Consider the following 22,095-nt stretch of genomic DNA (forward strand, 5'->3'; position numbering starts at 1 on the left):
TATTGACCAAAAACCAATCATTATGAAGAAAATTACATTATTGCTGTTACTTTTACTCTTATCCGTAAGCGGTTATTCGCAAATGGCCGTAGAAGGATTTGAATCAACAACGGGGCCTGACGTCTTACCCTCAACCAATTGGACATTAGGAACAGGAAACTGGGCCGTTTTTGACAACGGTATAGGATTAGGACAACGATGGGGAATTAACAGTACTGTTACCACACCACCAATTGTATATCAAGGTGCTAACGCAGCTTATGTAAGTCGAGAAAATATTGGTCAAAACAATACTTCAGAAGATTTTTTGGCAACGCCTTTAGTAACTATTCCTACCAATGGTCAGTTGCATTTTTACACTCGTTCTTTCAGTAGTGCCAATCAAGGGACCATATATCAAATCAGAGTGGCTCCGGTTACAGGTAATCAAACCACTCCCGGAGATTACTCTACTATACAGCAGTGGACAGAAGCTCAATTGACCGCTGTATATAATGTTTATGAAGAAAAAGTAGTCAATCTTTCTGCTTTTGCCGGGCAACAAGTTTATGTGGCTTTTGTCATGGTGTATACCCAACCTTCAACAGTTTTAGGAGGTGATCGTTGGTTAGTGGATAATGTTAGCATAGTAGAACAGTGTTTAGATCCCACCAATTTAACTGCCACGGCTATTGGCTTAACTTCAGCAAATTTAAACTGGGGAAATCCGAGTGGTGCCACATCATGGGAAATCGAAGTTTTACCGGCTTCTGCTACTCCAACCGGAGTTGGTGTAACTTATAACGGTTCCTTACCTTATGTTGCCACAGCTACAGCCACAGGAACCCCGTTAACACCATCTACCGCTTATGTATATTATGTCAGAGCTCTATGTTCAGCCACTCACAGTAGCTGGATAGGCCCATTCCCTTTTACTACCGCATCACCCGGCACCAGTTGTTCGGCACCAATACAAATTAGCACTTTACCCTACAGCACAACAGACAACACTTCAAACTATACCGATAATCCTGCAATAGAAGGAAGCCCGGGGCTAGTGGTTGTGGTTCTACCAATAATTATTTAGCTGGAAACGATGTTGTGTATGCATATACCGCAACCGCTTCAGGAACGATTAACGTTAGCATGACTCCAACAGCAACTGCAACCTATTCGGGAATTTTTGCTTATAATAGCTGTTCCAATATTGGAGTTAGTTGTTTGGCAGGAGTTGCCAATGCAGGAGTAACCCCAAGAGTTTTTGATTTACCGGTAACAGCCGGAACCACCTATTATTTTGTTATTTCAACTTGGGCCAATCCAACACCTAACACTGTTGCTTATACTTTAGTAATACAAACTGTAAACTGTGCTCCTCCAACCAATCTTAGTGTTTCTAGTATCGGACAAACTTCGGCTAATTTATCTTGGTCAAATCCGAGTGGAGCCACTTCATGGGAAGTAGCAGTACAAACCCTGGGAGATCCTATCCCATCGGGTTCAGGAGTCACAACCAACAGTAATATCAATTACCTAGCCGGTGGCTTAACAGCCGCTACTTCTTATCAATATTATGTAAGAGCCGACTGTGGTAACGGTACTTTTAGTGCATGGACTGGACCTTTCCCTTTCGACACCAAAATTTGTGATGTGGCTCAGCAATGTAACTACTCTTTTATTATGAGAGATTCTTTTGGAGACGGATGGACTGGTGGTACAATGCAAGTAAAACAAAATGGAATTGTAGTGGCTACGCTTACCGGTCCAGCGGATGCTGACAACTTAAACCCCATAACTGTTACTGTCGCTATGTGTGATGGTATTCCGTTTGAATTATTTTGGAATAACGGTGGAACATTTCCCGGAGACATGGGCATTTCAATTGTCAATTCATTTGGACAAACCTTATTTGTAAAACCGTCCGGTGTAGGATCAGCAGGAACAACGCTTTACACAGGTGTTGTTGATTGTGTAACCCCGGCATGTTTACCGGCTACTGCCTTAACGGCTACCAGTATATCCGACACCTCTGTCACTTTGGGATGGACCCCTAATGGTCCGGAAACCTCATGGCAGGTGTTTGTACAGCTAACGGGTTTACCAGCACCTACAGCTGCTGAAACCAACTGGGTAGCAGCACCGACAAACCCATTTGTTATTACCAATTTAACGGCGGGCACCATTTATGATTTTTATGTAAGACCTGTATGTTCTTCAACCAGCATCGGACCTTGGAGTGCTGTAAAAACATTTACGACAGCCTTGTGTCCGTTAGCCAATCAATGTAATTACTCTTTCATCATGACCGATTCGTTTGGAGATGGATGGAACGGTGGTACGATGCAAGTGAAACAAAATGGTATAGTAGTAGCTACTCTTACCGGACCGGCTGATGCTGATAATTTAAACCCAATTACAGTACTTGTTCCTTTGTGTCATGGTATACCTTTTGAATTGTTTTGGAGTAATGCCGGAACATTCCCTGCTGAACTTGGCGTATCTATCAAAGAATCGCTTGCACCTCAAGCCACGATTTTTACAAAACCTGCCGGAACCGGCACACCTTTAACAACATTATTTACCGGTACAGCGGAATGTTTTCCTGCTACTTGTCCGAAACCAATCAACGTAACCATTAGTGGTGTAACGCAAACCGGAGCTACAGTAGCTTGGACTGAATCAGGAACAGCCACCCAATGGGAAGTTATTATTTTGTTAGGAGGCTCACCAGCGCCAACAGCAACTTCTACCGGGGTTTTAACCACAGTCAATCCATTTGTATTTACATTACTATCACCAGCAACTACTTATGATGTTTATATAAGAGCTATTTGTTCGGCATCAGATGTGAGTTTTTGGTCTAATAAAAAATCATTTACTACTTTAATAGCCAATGACGAATGTATAAATGCTACTGTAGTTCCGGTGAATCCAACCATTGACTGTGTTGCAACCGCACCGGGAAGCATATTAGGCGCAACAGCTTCGGCTCAAGGGAATACATGTGGCGGAACTGACGATGATGATGTTTGGTTCCAGTTTACGGCAACCAGTACACAACACGTTATTTCATTATTAAATGTTGTTGGCAGCACTACAGATTTATTTCATGTTCTTTATACAGGATCTTGTGGTACCTTAACACAAATTGCATGTAGCGATCCTAATTCAAGTATTGCGACCAATTTAGTAATCGGGCAAACTTATTACATAAGAGTTTATTCGTATACGGCTACAGCCGGGCAAACCACAACCTTTACCGTTTGTGTTGCCACTTTGCCCCCTTCAATCAAAACTAATACTACACAGTATACAAATCAACAATTGGTTGAGGATGTCTTTTAAATTCAAGTTGTGCCAGTGTAACCAATGTAACGTCTTCTACCGGAACTAACTTCAGTTCGACTAACGGTATTGGGTATTTTAACAAAAATGGATCTAATTTCCCTTTTAATGATGGAATTGTTTTAACCACTGGAAATGCACTTAGCGCCCCGGGACCTAATAGCACAACCTTGAGTGATGGAGCTAATGGATGGACAGGAGATACACAGTTGGAAGCTATTGTATTAGCTGCTACCGGTAATCCTATGAATTCTAAAAATGCTACTAAATTGGAGTTTGATTTTGTTCCGTTGGTGAATACCATCAATTTTAATTTTATTTTTGCTTCTGAAGAGTATGGTACATACCAATGTCTGTTTTCAGATGCTTTTGCTTTTTTACTGACAGATATTGCCACAGGAGTTACAACTAATATTGCTGTAGTTCCAAATACTACCACTCCGATATCGGTTGTTACCATTCGTGATCAATTATATAATAACGGTTGTAATTCTGTAAACTCACAATATTTTGGAGAATATTATGGCTTAACGGGGTTAGATCCTTTGGCTTCACCGACCAATTATAACGGAAGAACAACACCATTAACAGCAACAGCTAATGTTACTCCCGGGAATCAATATCACATTAAATTAGTGATTGCCGACAGACAGGATACAGCATTTGATTCGGCCGTTTTCCTTGAAGGCGGAAGTTTGGACATTGGTAACGTTGACTTAGGAACCGATTTCCTTCAATCCACTAACAATGCTTTGTGTGCGGGTGATATTTACACTATTGAAAGTGGTTTAGATCCAACTCAATATACATTTACTTGGACCTTCAACGGCAATCCGATTCCAAATGAAACCAGCCCGGATTTAGTAATCACACAATCAGGAATCTATGGTATTTCGGCTCAGTTTAACAATACTACTTGTGCGGCTATAGATACTATAACGGTTGAATATTATCCTCAGATAATTCCGGGTACTCCGAATAATTTAACGGCTTGTGATGATTCAGGTTTTAGTCAATTTGATTTAAGTCAAAATGATTTACCATCCTTAGGAAGTTTGAATCCGGCGGATTACACTTTGAGTTACTACGACGGTGTAAACAATGCCGATGCTGCTGCCAGTCCGCTACCGACATTATATACCAACACTGTGGCTAACTTACAAACCGTATATGTTCGTATTGAAAATAACGGCTCACATTGTTTTGAAGTTAGACCCTTTAATTTAGTTGTCAATCCACTTGTCACTACAGCATTCACATTTGATACTTCGATATGTCAGAATAGTGTAGCCCCAGCATTGCCTTTAATTTCAGACAATGGATATGCAGGAACTTGGTCACCGGCCACAATTGATACCACAACACCCGGAGATTATATTTTCACGCCATCAAATCAATGTGCAACAGCCTACACAGCAAGCATAACACTGATAACTCCAACCACTCCAACGTTCAGTCTTGGAACTGCTATTAGTGCTTGTGTATCATCAAACACTGTGGTTTTACCAACTACATCATTGGAAAGCATTCCCGGAACATGGTCACCGTCAATTTTGGATTATTCTATTGTTGGGCAAACGATTTATACATTCACACCAGATGCGGGTCAATGTGCCATAGCGGCAACCTTAACGGTTGATATTACTGATAAGGTACTGCCAACATTTAACTCTGTAGCCGCTATTTGTAATGGCGATGCCTTAAGTGGTGCTTTACCAACTACTTCAAATAACGGTTACAACGGGACTTGGTCACCGGCTTTAGACAATACAATAACTACGTTATATACCTTTACGCCTGATGCACTACAATGTGCCACGTCAGCTACACTGACTATTACGGTGAATCAAAAAACACCGGCAACATTCAATTCTATTGCGCAATTATGCGTTGGGGAAACTGCTCCTGCTCTTCCGACAAATTCGATTGAAGGATTTACAGGAACCTGGTTACCCGCAACAATTGACAATACAGCAACCGGAACCTATGTCTTTACACCAGTTCCTGCTTCACAATGTTCTAGCGGTGGAAGTATAACAGTAACGGTACAAAACGGATTTGATTTTGACATCATTGGTAATTGTATTAATAATAAATACACTTTGGAAGTAGTAGCTTTGAACAATTCATTTGATGTGTCTTTGGCCAATTTCACTTGGTACGACAGTAGTTTACAAACTATTGGCACCAACTCAAATACTTTCAACGTAACCGATTATCTGGCTTCAACTCCGGCTACAGAAACAGTGCCTATTGATTTTTCAGTTGAAGTAACTACGGTTGACGGCTGTATCAAATCGCATTTAAAATCAGTGGACAGAATTTTGTGTGAAATTCAAAAGGGAATTTCTGTAAATAATACGCCTGATGGTAAAAATGACAGTTTAGATTTGACCGGATACAACGTGAAAAAGTTGACTATTTTTGACCGTTACGGAATGAAAGTATACACCCAAGCCAATTACACTAATCAATGGGTGGGTCAATCTGATAAAGGAGATGAATTACCGGACGGAACTTACTACTATGTAATTGATTTCAATGACAATCAATCTGCTAAAACGGGCTGGGTCTACATCAACAGAGAACAATAAAAGTTAGACTGCAATAAAAAAACGTCCCATTACTTGGGACGTTTTTTATTTATAACATTTTTAAATTCTGTTTAATCAATTCCATATTGATCAAATAAATATATAAAAGAAGCCATGGTAGCGGCTCCCAACTCTAACTCTCTTTTGTTGACCGAATCAAATTTATCATTAGCCGCATGATGATAATCAAAATAACGCTGCGAGTCAGGTTTCAATCCGGCTTTTACAATCTTACTTGATGTTAGTGGCGTAATATCAGAACCGGCATGTCCTTTAACAAAACTATGTATCAGGTAAGGCTCGAATAATTTGACCCAACTGTTTACTTTATTGAAATTGGCCTCATCACACTCCAACGAAAATCCTCTTGGTGAAAAACCACCGGAATCACTTTCTAAAGCAAAAATGTGATTTTCTTGATTTAGTTTTGACAGTTCTTCATACTTCTTCCCTCCTTTGCCTCCAAACTCTTCATTCATAAAAAGTACTACTCTTATAGTATTTTTGGGTTTGTAATTTAGTTTTTTGAAGATTTCTGCTACTCCCATTGCTTGTACACAGCCGGCACCGTCATCCTGAGCCCCATCGGCTAAATCCCAGGAATCAAGATGGCCACCCACCACCATAATTTTTTCCGGATGCTCAGTACCGGTAATTTCGCCTATCACATTATACGAGAGTACATCGTCATATTGTTTGCAAGACAACTTCATGAAAAATTGCAAATGACTGTTTTCTTTTAACTTTTTACTCAAAAGTTCAGCACCATTAGTACTGATAGCCGCAGTCGGAATGTAATTGGCTTTAGGCAAATCGCCATAACTTTGCGCTCCTGTATGCGGAAAATCATCTAGTCGCAAATTCATAGAACGAACAATAGTCCCAACTGCTCCCTGCAAAGCAGCTTCTTTGGCTCCGTAAAAACGCTGGTCAACACAATTGCCATACGATTTAAAAGCTTCAATATTTTCGGGTTCCATTGGGCGGTTGTAAAAAACTATTTTTCCTTTAACTGCTACTCCTAATTGCTTTACTTCTTCTATTGAATGTACCTCTATCACTTCAGCATTCAATCCTTTTTGAGAAGTAGCTACCGAACCGCCTAAAGCACAAATAGGGACCGCAATTTTGGTCTTATTATCCAGTATATAAGCTGTTTCTTTTTCTCCTCTTACCCATTTTGGCACCATCACTTCCTGAAGATAGACTTTATCTATACCTAGTGTTTCCAATTGCTTTTTAGTATACGCCACCCCTTTTTCAGCACCGGGTGAACCTGATGGTCTTGCTCCAATTTTATTAGACAAATCATCTAACCAAGCATAACATTGGACTTTTGTTAGTGAAAATTTGTAGATGTCTTTCAGCATTAGCTCGTCTTTGCTCTGCGAATGCAAAAAAGCGGTAACCATCAAGAAGAAAAGGGTTGTTTTTTTCATATGTTTTTTTTTCAAAAATAATTTAAAAAACATTTGGTCACAGAAAAATAATTTATTTACTTTGTTTTTCAAAGTACTTTAAAAATGGAAACAAAAGATTATTTAAAAGATATAAAGGACATCAAGCAAATGATGTCGCAATCGTCACGATTCATTTCACTTAGTGGATTATCTGGAGTACTGGCCGGTATCTATTGCTTGATTGGCGCTTGGTTGGCCTACAAAACCATATACACTGAGGCCGCTATGGGAACATCTGACCAGATTGTTATTGCTTATGATGCTGTCATCAACCTTTTTAGTATTGCCGTATCCGTTATCCTTTTATCTTTAGTAACCTGCATAGCTTTGAGCTATAAAAAAGCCATTAAAAGCAATGAAACAATTTGGAATCCCGCCTCCAAACGATTAGTGATCAATTTTGCCATTCCACTATTGACGGGTGGTTTTTTTATTGTCTTTCTTCTTGAAAAGGAAATGCTCAATTTGATAGCACCACTAATGCTTATTTTTTACGGATTAGCGTGTGTCAATGCCAGTAAATATACTTTGGGTGATATTCGCTATTTGGGAATTACAATGATCGTATTAGGTTTGTTATCCACCTGGATTTTAAATTACGGTTTATTGTTTTGGGCTTTAGGGTTTGGCGTTTGCCATATTTTATACGGAAGCATTATGTATTTTAAATATGATCGAAACTAACAATGTTCCTCTTCTTTTTTCTTCTTCTCATCCTAGTTCCGGCAACTGTTTTACTGCTATTGCTGTGGCTCATTACAAAAAAACGTATTTTTGGAAAAATAGCGGGTGGGATTTGGATTGGATTGATTTACTTGATTGTTTTGCTATGTATCGTAAAATTTGTGACTTCCAAAAAGAAATAGAGAAAGAAGATATTTACGGTGATTATGTCATTGATCGTGATAAATTTGCCGGAAAACAAGCCGATTGGCAGTACAATCACTATCGCTTTACCATTACAAAGGACAACCAAATACTGTTTTATATAACCAACAAAGAACGAATTGTAAAAACCATCAAAGGAAAAGCAGAAATTAAAGAATATTATACACCAAGTCCGAGACTAAAACTAATTTTTGAGGAACCAAAATTTCATATCATTGCAGACAATCCAGCATTATACAGGGAAATTTGGTCTTTTTATTATGTGTTTTATTCCGATAAATACCAAAACGTATTTTTCAAAAAAGGCACTTGGCATTCGATTGATTAAGTAACAAATGAAAAACATTATCCAAAATATCAATAAAGCTTTTGACCACCGAATTCGTTTGGGCATCATGTCGATTCTCATGGTGAATGAAAATGCCGATTTTAATATGCTGAAAGAATTATTGGGCGTCACGGATGGTAACCTAGCGAGTCACACCAAAGCTTTGGAAAGTGAAAATTATATTATGATTGAAAAACAATTCATCGGAAAAAAACCAAATACCAAATACATGGCTACACCCACCGGGAAGAAAGCTTTTCAAGATCATATTGAAGCCTTAGAAAAACTAATCTCGAAAAGTTAGTTCTATTTTTTTATTTACAAACTTTGAATTTCAAAGTACTTTTAATTTAATTATTATGAATAAGTTATTGACCCTCTATTTATTTGACAAAAAACAAGATTCAATCTTAATTCTCTAGGGTATGCTGCCTATAGCGCTTATATTGTTGAGAGTAAAATTGACACACGAGATTTATTTACTCTTTTTGATTTGGAATTTGTTTCTGGCTTACATTCCATGTTTACTGTCTTCAAAAATAAAAACTACGGTACCCAACACTCTGAGTTTTTATTTAATCTTATTGAGCTGGTTACTTTTTCTGCCCAATACGTTTTACCTGATAACCGATTTTATACATCTGCGCCATATAAACAGTCAACAATATACTTTTGACATTGTACTATTGAGCAGTTTTACCATTGCCGGATTTTATGCCGGGCTACTTTCTTTGAAAGACATTCATCTGTTGTTACAAATGAAATACAACAGACAAAAATGTTGGTCAATTATCAGTTGTATTATTTACTTATCCGCCTTTGCCATCTACTTGGGAAGAATATTACGTTTCAACAGTTGGGATATTTTAAGCAACCCTATTTCTCTTTTATACTATAGCAGTAAAAGCATTTTCAATTTTGATACCGTATTGTTCACAATAACTTTTGGAAGTTTTCTTTGGCTTGTTTACAATATCTTTTTTTATCTAACAAACAAGACCATAATCAAATCATGGTAGTACAAAACAATAGAAAAAATATCCATTTATCATCACTATTTATTCAATCAAAAATTAATAACTATTAAAAATTTAATCATGGAAATTCAAGAAAATCAAATCACCGAAACCAAATCATTCCTTCAATCGAATACTGCCAAAATGATCATGGTGGGATTCCTAACGCTAGTCCTATTGATTCCGCTATTCTTTGTTCAGGATTTAATTAGGGAACGCTCCCAACGCAAGTCGGAAATGGTAGACGAAGTAACCGATTTATGGGGAAAAGACATCTTGTTTTATGGCCCTATGCTCCGAGTACCGTATACTTCTTATGAAAATTTCAGTGTAACGGATACCAAGACCAAAGTAACGACGATAGAGAAAAAAGCAACCACCAGTTATGCTTATTTCTTTCCGAATGAACTGACCAATACTTCTAATGTAAAAAAGAATGAATCACTAAAACGAGGTATTTTTAACCATGTGGTATTCACGGCCAATATGAATTTTAAAGGGAATTTTGCAAATCCTGATTTTTCAAAACTGGGCATAACCGAAGAAAATATGCAATGGGACAAAGCAACCATTCTAGTCAAAACCACCAACCTGAAAAGCATTAAAAGCGAACTCAAGATTCAGTTAAATAACGAGAAATTAATTTTCGAACCTCAAAACAGCAACAAAAGTGATTACTGTATTTTAGCTTCCAATCCTTTTAATTACAAGCAACTGGCTCGTGGTGGTAAAGTAGACTTCAATTTTAGTATTATCTATAACGGAAGTAATAGCATCAAATTTATTCCGATAGGCAAAATAACCAAGGTTAGTATTGATTCTGATTGGGATTCACCCAGTTTTGAAGGCTCGTTTGCAGCAAGCCACAACACAAAAGACGTCAGCCATAAAGGGTTTCATGCCGATTGGAAAATATTAGACATTAACCGAACCTTTTCACAACAATATATCGGCGCGGCGCCTTTTTTAGACGATTATCAGTTTGGGGTCAAATTCATTAAAACCGTAGACGAATACCAACAAAACGAACGCGCTTCTAAATACGGATTTCTGGTTATTGGCTTGACCTTCCTGATTTTCTTCCTAATTCAATCGATCAGCAAAATCAATATTCACATTTTTCAGTATTCCATGATTGGCTTGGCGCTGATTATGTTTTACACCTTGCTGATTTCGATTACAGAGCACAGCAGTTTTAGTTTGGCTTATGCCATAGCCGGAAGTTCCGTTGTAGGACTGATCACGCTTTATTCGGTCTCTATTTTAAAAAATAGAAAATTCCCAATGTTTATTGGCGTAGCACTTTCGGTACTGTATACTTTCATTTATGTGATTATTCAGTTGGAAGATTACGCGCTGTTGGTAGGCAGCATTGGCTTGTTTGCGATTTTGGCCGCTGTGATGTATTTTTCAAGAAAAATCGATTGGAATAAATAAGTAAAATGAGTAAAAACTCATGACTAAACTGTAGTTAAAATTATGGAATACTTTGTCAAACAAAACTCGGTAGTTAGAAAAATTTGGGGTAAAAGCGACACCGTGCTTTTCATCTTTGCCGGAGCGGCTGCCGAGTTTGCCCTTAACAAAGCGGTGGACTGGCTTTATTTTACTGGGAAATTGCCTTCCGATCCTTTAGGAAGGTTGTTTTCCACCGTAAGCTACGCGAGAAAAATAGTTTTCTCTTCTACAGAGGAAGCCAACCAAGCTATTGATATCATGCGCCAAATACATAGCACTGTAGAGCAAAATCGAGGTACAAGCATACCCGATTGGGCTTACCGTGATGTACTGTTTATGCTGATTCATTATTCAATAGCATCCTACGAACTCTTAGAAAAAAGACTTAGCAATGATGAAAAAGAAGAAATTTACAATGTGTTTTATCGTGTTGGAATTAGAATGGGATTAACTGGATTACCGTCAAATTATTTAGAATGGCTGCTGGTAAGAGAAAATCACTTGAACGAAGACTTAAAAAGAAGTAAGTACACCGCTGATCTTTTCAAACAATATAAAAAGCATCTTGGCAACATTCGATTCAAAATGCTGATCGAAAGCCAAAAGTTGTTAGTCCCGAATAGGGTAAAGCGACTACTGCATTTTAATGATTTCTATTGGCTTAAACCTATGATTTCTGTTTATAAAATGAGTAGGCTTATCAAGATGGATAAATCCATTAAAAACCTCTTACTTCCTTATGACTATAAAACACAAATAAACGAATTAGACATTCGGGTAGGCTAACCTAAAACCTGTTCTTTTGAGCAGGTTTTTTTTATAAACGGAAGGACCATTTTTTATTTTTATCATACCAAAGTTGTCCCTCAGAAACCACCAACGGACAATCAAAATTATTGGTATATAAACTTCCGGTTCCTAATCCTTGAGGCATCAAATTATGTTGCATAAATGTAAATTGAGCAATGGCATTCAAACCCACATTACTTTCCAAAGCCGAGGTAATCCACCAACCGATATTATATTTTTCGGCTAGCGCAATCCATTCTAAAGTACCGCGAAAACCACCTATGAAACTTGGCTTCAAAATGATGTATTGTGGCTTCACTTTTTCTAACAATTGTTGCTTCGCTTCCAACGTAAACACGCCAATCAGCTCCTCATCCAAAGCTATAGGAATTGGCGTACTTTTACATAAAACTGACATCATGTCAGTGTTGTTTTTTCGAATTGGTTGCTCTATGCTATGTAATTTAAAACCAGTCAATTGATTTATTTTAAATAAAGCTTCATTTGAATCAAAAGCTCCGTTAGCATCGACTCGGATTTCGATGGTATTTTCATCAAAATTTTGACGAATAAACCGCAATAAATTCAATTCTTTATCAAAATCAATAGCGCCGATTTTGAGTTTTATACAGCTAAATCCTTGGTCGATTTTGTCCTCAATTTGCTGTTTCATGAACGTCTCATCTCCCATCCAAACCAATCCGTTTATAGCGATAGATTGTTCTCCGGAAGTAAATTTTGAAGGAAATAAATCAAAGGGTGTGTCGCTTTTTAAAGACAAAAAAGCCATCTCTACGCCAAACTGAATTGAGGGAAATTCGAGCAATTCTTCCCAGAGTTTTTGCTCACCAAGATGGATATTTTTGCAAGTCCATTTTAGTTTTTCTTCGTAATCGATTCTGTCGTCAACAGAAAGTCCACGAAGAATACCACATTCTCCTATTCCGGTTTTTCCGTTTTCTTCTAACAGAATAAACCAAGTTTCTTTGGTCGTAAGAACCCTCGTGAAGTACCTGAAGGTTGCTTGAAATCGAGTATGTATTTGTGGTAAGTAGCTTTCATTTTAAAGCACTATACTCTCTCCTATTTCCAAAAGCATTAGATCTTTTCCGGCATCAAAAAACTTCTTTTTGGCTTCGTCGTGGTTAATAACAATAAAACCGAAAGTATCGTAATGACATCCTAAAATTTTATCACACGCCACAAAATCAGCCGCCAAGATAGCATCTTCCACATCCATCGTAAAGTTATTTCCAATAGGAAACACGGCCAAATCGAGTTTGGTGCGTAACGGAATCAGTTTCATATCAAAAGTCAGTGCCGTATCGCCTGAAATGTAAATGTTTTTGTGCTCCCCTTCGATTACAAAACCGCCGGGATTACCGCCATAAGTACCATCGGGAAACGAACTCGAATGCACAGCCGCCACATATTTCACTTTACCGAAATCAAAAGACCAACTACCGCCGTGATTCATAGGATGTGAGGTAAGACCTTTGTTTCCGTAATAAGTAGCGATTTCCCAATTGGAAACAACCACAGCATTAGTTTTTTTTGCGATGGTCTCAACATCTAAAGTGTGATCTTGGTGTGCGTGAGTAAGCAGTATGTAATCGGCTTTTAAAGCCAGTATATCAATGTGTGAAGCTTTTGGATTGGCAGAAATGAACGGGTCGACAAGAATGTGCTTTCCGCTGACTTCAATACCGATACACGAATGCCCGTAAAATGTAATTTTCATGAGTTAAAATTTAAACGATTAAACGTAATTCACCACCAAATCAGATAAAAAGAAAATCAGGCACAAAGCCAAAAGCACTGACAACAGAAAAGTGCTGATGGCTAATTTTTTGAGCTCAGGATCTAAGAGTTTAGGATTTTGGTTTTTATACACGGTTATCAAATGGCCAACCAAAGGAAAATAAGCTACTACAAAGATGTATTGGTCAAAATGAAAGTCATTTAAAAACGCAAAAATCAGCACCAATATCATAGCCGAAATCACTAAAAAGAAATGGTATTTCTTAGCCGCAGCACCGCCCATCTTGACAACTATTGTATTCTTTCCGGCTTTCCGGTCGCTTTCTTCATCACGCATGTTGTTTAAATTCAAAACACCGACACTCAAAAACCCAATCGCAATTGACGGCAGAAACAACAGCCAGTTTAACTCTTTGGCAAACATAAAATAAGACCCGAAAGTACTCACCAAACCAAAGAACACAAACACAAACAAATCGCCATACCCACGATACCCGTATGCACCTTTACCAACTGTATAGCGTATTGCCGAAGCAATAGCCATAATTCCGAGAATCAAAAAGACCACCGAATAATAAAAGTATTTAAAGTGAAAAGAAGTATAAATCAATGCTACAGCCGACAAAAAAGTCAGGAACGCCGTGATAATAACAGCTCGTTTCATAGCTGCCGGGGTAATCACCCCACTTTGTATAGCGCGTTTCGGCCCTACTCGGTCTTCGTTGTCTGTCCCTTTTACCCCATCGCCGTAATCATTGGCGAAATTGGAAAGGACTTGTAAGCCGATAGTGGTCAGTATCAACAAACCAAAGATTTTCCAACTAAACACTTGCGTTGGCGTCAGCACTTCGTCTGTTGGGCTCGAAAGGGCATAAAAACTCCCTACAATAATTCCGGATACCGAAAGCGGTAAGGTTCTCACTCGCGCGGCTTCAATCCAATGTTTCATATTTATTCAGCGTATTAGAATTTGAGACTTATGGCAACCATTTCTTTTCAAAGTTGGGTTTGCGTTTTTCCAGGAACGCATCTCTTCCCTCTTTGGCTTCTTCGGTCATATAGGCTAATCGCGTGGCTTCACCGGCAAAAACTTGTTGCCCCACCATACCGTCATCGGTTAAATTCATAGCAAATTTCAGCATTTTGATAGAGGTAGGTGATTTCGCCAAAATCTCCTGCGCCCATTGATAAGCCGTGTCTTCGAGTTCAGCATGCGGAATGACCGCATTTACCATACCCATTTCAAAGGCTTCCTGTGCGTTGTAATTTCGACCTAAAAAGAAAATTTCACGCGCTTTCTTTTGCCCCACCATTTTAGCCAAATAAGCCGAACCATATCCCCATCAAAACTAGTCACATCGGCATCGGTTTGTTTAAAAATGGCGTGTTCTTTACTGGCTAAAGTCAAATCGCAAACCACATGCAAACTATGTCCGCCGCCTACAGCCCATCCTGGTACTACCGCAATAACCGCTTTTGGCATAAAACGAATCAAACGTTGCACATCCAGTATGTTTAATCGATGATAGCCATCGTCACCAACATACCCTTGTTGGCCACGGGCTTTTTGATCGCCTCCGCTGCAAAAGGAATAAATTCCGTCTTTAGAAGAAGGTCCTTCAGCAGAAAGCAATACTACGCCAATTGAAGTATCTTCTTGGGCATCGTGAAAAGCTTCCAGTAACTCAGCGGTGGTTTTCGGGCGGAAGGCATTGCGTACCTCCGGTCGGTTGAAGGCAATTCGGGCCACGCCATTGCATTTTTTATAGGTTATATCTTCAAATTCTCTGACGGTCTTCCAATCGATAGTGTTCATAGGAAAGAATTACTATTTATAGTTTCTTATAATTTAGTTAAAAAAATAGCGCACAAAAGGAATTGCATTATTTTAGCGTAAAAATAAATCATTTTTCAACTAAAATTTCAAAACTTAGTGTAATACTTATGAATAAAACAATATTCTGCCTTGCTTTTTCACTTTTAGGATTAACAGGGTTTTCCCAAGCTTATGAATTTCAAACGATTAAAGATATCGAAGCCAACCCGGTGATTTCGCAAGACCAAACCGGAACCTGCTGGAGCTTCTCTACAACTTCATTCCTTGAGGCCGAAATAATACGTACCACAGGCAAACGCATCGATCTTTCTGAAATGTACAATGTGCGAAATACTTATCTTGACAAAGCCGAAAATTATGTGTTGCGACAAGGAAAAGCGCAGTTTGGTGAGGGCGGATTGAGTCACGATGTGATCAACAGCGCTCGAAAATACGGTGTAGTTCCTGAGAGTAGTTTTATTGGAAAAACCGATCCTAATTCAAATTACAATCACGAAAAAATGGAAGCTGAATTAGAAGCCATAGTAAAAAAAGCAGTGGCCGAAACCCCAAAAAAATACCCAAATTGGAAAGCTGATTATGCACAGGTTTTAGATACCTACATGGGTAAATTCAATGAAAGTGATAAAATAGTTTCCTCACAACAAGCCATAGATAACAACAAAATCAATTACGAAGGAAAAATGCTCACTCCTAAACAATTTTTGGCCACAACCAAACTTAATTTAGAGGACTATGTAACGGTGACATCTTTTACCAACGAGCCGTTTTATTCGAAGTTTATTTTAAGTATTCCTGATAATTTTGCCAACGGAAGTTTTTATAACTTACCTTTAGATGAATTTATGCAAACTATAGACAATGCACTAGATAAAGGATTCACTCTGGCTTTGGATACTGATGTAAGCGAGAAAACATTTTCAGGCGAAAAAGGCATCGCGGTGATTCCGAATGACGAAAACGATTCGAAAACCATCCTGACCCAAATCAAACCGGAAAAAAACATTACGCCCGAATACCGTCAGGCCGAATTTGAAAATTACGATACTATGGACGACCACTTGATGCACATCGTTGGAAAAGTAGTCGATCAAAAAGGAAATCAATACTACAAAGTAAAAAACTCCTGGGGAACAAAATCAGGGAAAGATGGCTTTGTTTACATGAGCATTCCTTATGTTCGATTAAAGGCGATTTCAGTAATGGTGAACAAAAACGGTTTAACCAAAAAAACAAAAACAAGCTTAGGATTATAGTCAAAGAACAAATAATCAGATTCAGTGAAACCTGCAGAAATGAAATTTTTGCAGGTTTTTTGTTTTAATTGGTATATTTAGCCCTCTAAAACCCAACCAATGAGAACGTTCACGCGTCAAGAAAAATTCAAAATCTTATTTAGTTTTCCTGTTATCATAGCGGCGTTAGGCTATTTTGTTGACATTTATGATTTGTTGCTTTTTGGCATAGTACGCATTCCGAGTCTGAATGACATGCACCTCGATGCGGATAAAGTGGGCACCATGATTATCAACTATCAAATGGCCGGTTTGGTTTTGGGCGGCATCATTTGGGGATTTACGGTGATAAAAAAGGAAGACTATCCGTATTATTCGGTTCGATATTAGTGTACTCGTTGGCCAATATTGCTTGTGGGTTTTTACCGCAAATGAACTTTGGCGACAAAGCCATGCTTTATGCTTGGTTGCGATTCATAGCCGGAGTAGGTTTGGCCGGGGAACTCGGTGCCGGAATCACTTTGGTTTCAGAATCATTGCCCAAAGAATTACGAGCCATGGGAACTTCTATCGTGGCGGGTTTTGGGGTGCTTGGTGCTGTTGTAGCCCAATTTACGGTCGAATTAGCCGGAAGTTGGACCACCGCATATATCATAGGCGGAAGCTTAGGCTTAGTGCTTTTAGTGCTTCGCATCAGTGTGGCCGAAAGCGGGATTTTTAAAACCGTTAAAGAAAACACCGCCATCAAACGGGGGATTTCTTTTCGTTTTTTACCAACAAAGTACTTTTTGTTAAATACATGCGCTGCATTTTTATTGGCATTCCTATTTGGTACTGTATCGGAATTTTGGTTTTTATGGCCAATCAGTTTGCTCCCGAAATGGGCATAGCTTCCATCAACCCGGGGAAAGCTATTATGTGGACCTACATTTCGACCTCAGTAAGTGATTTTTCTTGCGGCTATATTTCACACCTGCTGCGTTCGCGGAAGAAAACGATTTTATACATGCTGCTGTTCACTTTTGTGGGTGTGGCTTTGCTTCTTTTTAGCGGTAATAAAAGCGAAAACATATATTACTTCTATTGTGGCTGGATTGGCCTTGGCTGTGGTTTTTGGGCCATGTTTGTTACGGTCGCTGCCGAACAATTTGGCACCAACCTGCGAAGTACTGCTACTACCAGTGTCCCCAATATGGTACGAGGCTCAGTGCCTTTAATGCTAATTGCGTTTGACCATTTAAAACTAAACCATACGGTCATTTTTTCAGCAGCGGTTATCGGCTTGATTGCTTTTAGCATGGGCATTTATGCAACGTTATCCATCAGCGAAACCCATAATCGTGAAATGGATTTTGTGGAGTAATCTTAATTAGACCTTTTTAATTCTCAAAACGATGAAACAAATTCTCATTTATTGCTATAAAATATTTCCTTTCAAGAAAGAATTCTGTTTTCTGTTACGAAAAATAGCCACTCCTAATAAAAAGATTTACCGAAAACTAAATTTTAACGGTGTATTTACAGTAACAGTAACCGAGGAAAAGAATTTCAAGATTCAAAATCACGAATACCTTTTTATTGAAAAATGCCTGTTTTGGAAAGGTCTTTATGGGGAATGGGAAAAAAATTCGTTAAAAGTATGGTCCGCCTTAGCTAAAGAATCAGAATATATTTTTGACGTTGGAGCCAATACAGGAGTTTATTCCCTATTAGCCAAATGCCTTAATCCAACTTCAACCATTTACGCCTTTGAACCCGTAGATAGAATATACCAAAAATTAAATCATAACATTCAATTAAACGGTTACGACATACACACCTCTAATCATGCCGTTTCCAACACTAACGGAGAAGCTATTTTATACGATCATGACACCGCTCATACTACAACTGCCAGTTTAACGAATCCGGGAGATACTAGTAACACAAAGACAATTCCCCAAAAAGTAACTGTGACCACACTTGATTCATTTATAACACAAAATGAAATTCCCAAAATTGATTTAATAAAAATTGATGTGGAAACTTTTGAAGTAGAAGTATTAGAAGGTCTTCAGGAGCATTTAAAACGATTCAGGCCCTCTATGTTGATTGAAATCCTCAATGAAACTATCGCTGATGGTATCGCAAAACTGATTGGCGATATGGATTATGAATTCTACAGCATTAATGAAACAGACGGAATAACAAAAATGGATAAAATTTGTAGAAATAACTCATTGAACTATTTGATTTGTACTCCTGAAGTTTCAAAACGAATTGGACTGAAAAGTTTGATTACTTCTAAATAAAAACGATACCGAAACAATGGGTGCCATCATCTTTTCTTCCCAAAAAAATCAAGAATCGTCAAACTACATTCTTTAACTCTCGCACCACAAGGCTACACTTTTTTTATTCTTTGGCGCATTTTTTTTCATTTTAAAAATTTTGCCCATTTTTTTGGCGCATTTTTTTTGTTTTGAAATTTTTTGCCCATTTAGTTGGTACATTTATTTTTAAGGTAAAAAAAGTGCGCCAATCATTTTCAAGTAAAGGATATAAAGCTGCCGGAATAAAACCTATCAAAAAGCCAAAAAATCAAAACTTTCTTAACTTCATACTAACATTTACCTTTGTATCTTTGTAGCGCAAAATTATAAAGCATGGAATCCGTTATTGATAACAATTTACCTGTTGGAAAACCAAAATGGCTAAAGGTAAAACTCCCTATTGGTCAAAAATATACTGAACTTCGCGGGCTGGTAGATAAATACAAGCTCAACACCATCTGCACCTCGGGCAGCTGCCCTAATATGGGCGAATGCTGGGGAGAAGGTACCGCTACATTCATGATCTTAGGAAACATTTGTACCCGCTCTTGTGGTTTTTGCGGAGTTAAAACCGGTCGTCCGGAAACGGTAGATTGGGATGAACCCGAAAAAGTGGCGCGTTCTATTAAGATTATGAAAATCAAGCACGCTGTGATTACCAGTGTGGATCGCGATGATTTAAAAGATATGGGGTCCATCATTTGGTTTGAAACGGTACAAGCCATCCGCCGAATGAATCCTGAAACGACTTTAGAAACCCTTATCCCCGATTTTCAAGGTGTAGAAAGAATCATTGACCGTATAGTAGAAGCCAATCCGGAAGTAGTATCGCACAACGTGGAAACCGTACGTCGTTTGACGCGTGAAGTCCGCATACAAGCCAAATACGACCGTAGTTTAGCGGTATTGAAATACTTAAAAGCTCAGGGCGTTCGCCGTACCAAGTCGGGCATCATGTTGGGTCTTGGCGAAACCGAAGAAGAGGTAATCCAAACCATGCGCGACCTTAGGGATAATGATGTTGACATCGTAACCATTGGACAATACTTACAACCCAGTAAAAAACACCTGCCTGTAAAAGAATTCATTACCCCGGAGCAATTTGAGAAATATGAAAAAATCGGGAAGGAAATGGGATTCCGCCATGTAGAGAGCGGCGCTTTGGTTCGTTCTTCCTACCATGCTGAAAAACATATTTTATAGTGGCCTAAATGGAAATAACGCACGAACAATCGGCTATTAAAGCAACTTACTTTAGTTTAATCGGCAATGCTTGTCTGGCTTTGATTAAAGGTGTAGCAGGTATTTTTGGCAACTCTTATGCTTTGATTGCTGATGCGATTGAATCGACTACCGATATTTTTTCGTCTTTCCTTGTTTTGTTTGGCTTAAAATACTCTAACCGTCCTGCGGATGAAAATCACCCATACGGACATGGCCGAGCAGAGCCTTTAATTACCTTTATAGTGGTCGGGTTTTTAATTACTTCGGCAACCATTATTGCCTATGAAAGCATTCAAAACATTAACACCCCCCATAATTTACCAAAAGCCTGGACATTAATCATACTGGGAATCATCATTATATGGAAAGAGTTTTCTTTTCGCAAAGTGATGAAAAAAGGAATCGAAACCAACAGTTCTTCCTTAAAGGCTGATGCGTGGCACCACCGAAGCGATGCTATCACCTCCGTAGCTGCTTTTATCGGAATTGCTATTGCATTGCTTTTAGGCAAAGGTTATGAATCGGCAGATGATTGGGCGGCACTTTTTGCCTCTGGATTTATACTTTACAACAGCTACTTAATTTTCAGACCGGCTTTGGGCGAAATTATGGACGAACATTTATACGACGATTTGATTTTAGACATACGCCAAGTATCCCATAAAGTTGAAGGCGTTATTGATACCGAAAAATGTTTTATCCGAAAAGCAGGCATGAAATATCACGTTGACCTGCATGCTACGGTAAATGCTCACATTACGGTAAAAGAAGGACACGACATAGCGCATTTACTGAAAGATACCCTGCGAGCTGAAATTCCGCAACTTGGTCATATTTTAATCCATATTGAACCCCATGAATAAGAAAACCCGAATTGCTATTAATGGTTTTGGAAGAATTGGACGCAATTTGTTTCGATTGCTTTTGAATCATCCTACACTCGAAGTGGTGGCTATCAATGACATTGCTGACAATCGTACCATGGCGCATTTGATTAAATACGACAGCATCCACGGCGTATTGCCTAACGAAGTGTCTTATGATAACCAGGCTATTATTGTGGATGGAAAACCTTATTTGTTTTTTCATGAAAAAGAAATCGGGAAGCTGAATTGGGAAGCCCTTGCCATCGATTTTGTGGTAGAAAGCACCGGAAAATACAAATCGTTTGAAGATATTAATCAGCACCTGATCGTTGGAGCCAAAAAAGTAATCCTCTCCGCTCCTTCTGAAGTACCCGAAATCAAAACCGTAGTACTTGGTGTAAACGAAAACATACTGGACGGAACAGAAACAATAGTGTCTAATGCCAGTTGCACCACCAACAATGCTGCCCCAATGATAAAAGTCATTAACGAATTGTGTGGCATTGAACAAGCTTACATTACTACTGTCCATTCGTATACTACTGATCAAAGTTTGCACGATCAACCCCATAAAGATTTACGCCGTGCCCGAGGAGCCAGTCAATCTATTGTTCCCACCACTACCGGCGCTGCCAAAGCGCTTACGAAAATTTTCCCCGAAATGGATGGTAAAATTGGAGGTAGTGGCATCCGCGTACCGGTTCCTGATGGTTCTTTGACTGATATTACTTGCTATGTCAAAAAAGAAGTGACCATTGAAGAAATCAACTCGGCCTTTAAAAAAGCCGCTGAAACCCACTTAAAAGGAATACTGGCCTATACCGAAGACCCTATAGTTTCGGTCGATATTTTGGGCAATCCTAACTCATGTCTTTTTGATGCCCAACTAACTTCTGTCATTGATAAAATGGTAAAAGTAGTTGGCTGGTACGATAACGAAATTGGCTATTCCAGCCGAATTATCGACTTGATTATTTTGTTAAAAAAATAATTCTTATTTTTA

20 protein-coding genes and 2 pseudogenes are annotated in these 22,095 nt (G+C 38.6%); 17 read left to right on the plus strand and 5 right to left on the minus strand.

Annotation, left to right across the window (positions count from 1 at the left end; all coding sequences use genetic code 11):
- Window positions 1-22: 22 nt before the first annotated feature.
- From GUU89_RS13830 to GUU89_RS15455, 3 genes are all read left to right on the plus strand, one after another.
- Window positions 23-1,066, plus strand: a complete 1,044-nt coding sequence (locus GUU89_RS13830) for a choice-of-anchor J domain-containing protein (RefSeq protein WP_162128461.1) — start codon at window positions 23-25, stop codon at window positions 1,064-1,066.
- A 14-nt stretch (window positions 1,067-1,080) separates the two neighbouring features.
- Entirely contained in the window at window positions 1,081-3,324 is a 2,244-nt protein-coding gene (locus GUU89_RS13835; protein WP_162128462.1) for a fibronectin type III domain-containing protein, read from the plus strand.
- A gap of 68 nt (window positions 3,325-3,392) precedes the next feature.
- The gene (locus tag GUU89_RS15455; RefSeq protein ID WP_235922085.1) at window positions 3,393-5,918 is read left to right on the plus strand and encodes a choice-of-anchor L domain-containing protein; all 2,526 of its coding nucleotides are present in this window, start codon (window positions 3,393-3,395) and stop codon (window positions 5,916-5,918) included.
- A gap of 71 nt (window positions 5,919-5,989) precedes the next feature.
- Here GUU89_RS15455 and GUU89_RS13845 read toward each other — a convergent pair whose 3' ends face one another.
- Window positions 5,990-7,357, minus strand: coding sequence for a M28 family peptidase (locus GUU89_RS13845; protein WP_162128464.1), 1,368 nt, complete (start codon window positions 7,355-7,357; stop codon window positions 5,990-5,992).
- An 84-nt stretch (window positions 7,358-7,441) separates the two neighbouring features.
- On the opposite strand from GUU89_RS13845, the gene GUU89_RS13850 reads away from it, so the two are divergent.
- The 6 genes from GUU89_RS13850 (at window position 7,442) to GUU89_RS13875 (ending at window position 11,854) form a co-directional block, all read left to right on the plus strand.
- Window positions 7,442-8,062, plus strand: a complete 621-nt coding sequence (locus GUU89_RS13850; RefSeq protein ID WP_162128465.1) for a hypothetical protein — start codon at window positions 7,442-7,444, stop codon at window positions 8,060-8,062.
- Window positions 8,049-8,594: a hypothetical protein gene (locus GUU89_RS13855; protein ID WP_235922054.1), complete on the plus strand. Its 546-nt coding sequence runs from the start codon at window positions 8,049-8,051 to the stop codon at window positions 8,592-8,594. Before GUU89_RS13850 ends, GUU89_RS13855 begins: the two co-directional genes overlap by 14 nt.
- A 7-nt stretch (window positions 8,595-8,601) precedes the next feature.
- On the plus strand, window positions 8,602-8,898 hold the full coding sequence (locus GUU89_RS13860) for a winged helix-turn-helix domain-containing protein (protein WP_162128466.1): 297 nt from the start codon (window positions 8,602-8,604) through the stop codon (window positions 8,896-8,898).
- A 121-nt stretch (window positions 8,899-9,019) separates the two neighbouring features.
- Window positions 9,020-9,613 (plus strand): DUF1361 domain-containing protein, encoded by a 594-nt coding sequence (locus tag GUU89_RS13865; RefSeq protein WP_162128467.1) that lies wholly within the window; start codon window positions 9,020-9,022, stop codon window positions 9,611-9,613.
- Window positions 9,614-9,697: 84 nt separating this feature from the next.
- Window positions 9,698-11,047: a cell envelope integrity protein CreD gene (creD, locus tag GUU89_RS13870; RefSeq protein WP_394350925.1), complete on the plus strand. Its 1,350-nt coding sequence runs from the start codon at window positions 9,698-9,700 to the stop codon at window positions 11,045-11,047.
- A 42-nt stretch (window positions 11,048-11,089) separates the two neighbouring features.
- On the plus strand, window positions 11,090-11,854 hold the full coding sequence (locus GUU89_RS13875; protein WP_162128469.1) for an oxygenase MpaB family protein: 765 nt from the start codon (window positions 11,090-11,092) through the stop codon (window positions 11,852-11,854).
- 31 nt (window positions 11,855-11,885) lie between these two features.
- Here GUU89_RS13875 and GUU89_RS13880 read toward each other — a convergent pair.
- The 4 genes and pseudogenes from GUU89_RS13880 to GUU89_RS13895 form a co-directional block, all read right to left on the minus strand.
- Window positions 11,886-12,919 (minus strand): annotated as a pseudogene (locus GUU89_RS13880) (o-succinylbenzoate synthase).
- Between the two features lies 1 nt (window position 12,920).
- Window positions 12,921-13,598: a metal-dependent hydrolase gene (locus tag GUU89_RS13885; RefSeq protein WP_162128470.1), complete on the minus strand. Its 678-nt coding sequence runs from the start codon at window positions 13,596-13,598 to the stop codon at window positions 12,921-12,923.
- A gap of 18 nt (window positions 13,599-13,616) precedes the next feature.
- The gene (menA, locus tag GUU89_RS13890) at window positions 13,617-14,567 is read right to left on the minus strand and encodes a 1,4-dihydroxy-2-naphthoate octaprenyltransferase (protein ID WP_162128471.1); all 951 of its coding nucleotides are present in this window, start codon (window positions 14,565-14,567) and stop codon (window positions 13,617-13,619) included.
- Between the two features lie 28 nt (window positions 14,568-14,595).
- Window positions 14,596-15,368, minus strand: a pseudogene (locus tag GUU89_RS13895) (1,4-dihydroxy-2-naphthoyl-CoA synthase).
- Window positions 15,369-15,562: 194 nt separating this feature from the next.
- Between GUU89_RS13895 and GUU89_RS13900 the strand changes: the two are divergent.
- From GUU89_RS13900 to gap, 8 genes are all read left to right on the plus strand, one after another.
- Window positions 15,563-16,711 (plus strand): C1 family peptidase, encoded by a 1,149-nt coding sequence (locus tag GUU89_RS13900; protein ID WP_162128472.1) that lies wholly within the window; start codon window positions 15,563-15,565, stop codon window positions 16,709-16,711.
- A gap of 99 nt (window positions 16,712-16,810) precedes the next feature.
- Window positions 16,811-17,080: a hypothetical protein gene (locus GUU89_RS13905; protein WP_162128473.1), complete on the plus strand. Its 270-nt coding sequence runs from the start codon at window positions 16,811-16,813 to the stop codon at window positions 17,078-17,080.
- Window positions 17,080-17,580, plus strand: coding sequence for an MFS transporter (locus tag GUU89_RS13910; protein ID WP_235922086.1), 501 nt, complete (start codon window positions 17,080-17,082; stop codon window positions 17,578-17,580). The genes GUU89_RS13905 and GUU89_RS13910 overlap by 1 nt, the downstream gene beginning before the upstream one ends.
- Window positions 17,490-18,053 (plus strand): MFS transporter, encoded by a 564-nt coding sequence (locus tag GUU89_RS13915; protein ID WP_162128475.1) that lies wholly within the window; start codon window positions 17,490-17,492, stop codon window positions 18,051-18,053. Before GUU89_RS13910 ends, GUU89_RS13915 begins: the two co-directional genes overlap by 91 nt.
- 31 nt (window positions 18,054-18,084) lie before the next feature.
- Window positions 18,085-18,981: an FkbM family methyltransferase gene (locus GUU89_RS13920; RefSeq protein ID WP_162128476.1), complete on the plus strand. Its 897-nt coding sequence runs from the start codon at window positions 18,085-18,087 to the stop codon at window positions 18,979-18,981.
- A 354-nt stretch (window positions 18,982-19,335) separates the two neighbouring features.
- Entirely contained in the window at window positions 19,336-20,205 is an 870-nt protein-coding gene (gene lipA / locus GUU89_RS13925) for a lipoyl synthase (protein ID WP_162128477.1), read from the plus strand.
- Window positions 20,206-20,219: 14 nt separating this feature from the next.
- Window positions 20,220-21,089, plus strand: a complete 870-nt coding sequence (locus GUU89_RS13930; protein WP_162128699.1) for a cation diffusion facilitator family transporter — start codon at window positions 20,220-20,222, stop codon at window positions 21,087-21,089.
- Window positions 21,082-22,083 carry a type I glyceraldehyde-3-phosphate dehydrogenase gene (gap, locus tag GUU89_RS13935; protein ID WP_162128478.1) on the plus strand — a complete coding sequence of 334 codons (1,002 nt, stop codon included), beginning with the start codon at window positions 21,082-21,084 and terminating at the stop codon, window positions 22,081-22,083. The genes GUU89_RS13930 and gap overlap by 8 nt, the downstream gene beginning before the upstream one ends.
- Window positions 22,084-22,095 lie beyond the last annotated feature (12 nt).

The organism is Flavobacterium phycosphaerae, assembly GCF_010119235.1.
GTDB classification, from domain to species: Bacteria; Bacteroidota; Bacteroidia; order Flavobacteriales; family Flavobacteriaceae; genus Flavobacterium; species Flavobacterium phycosphaerae.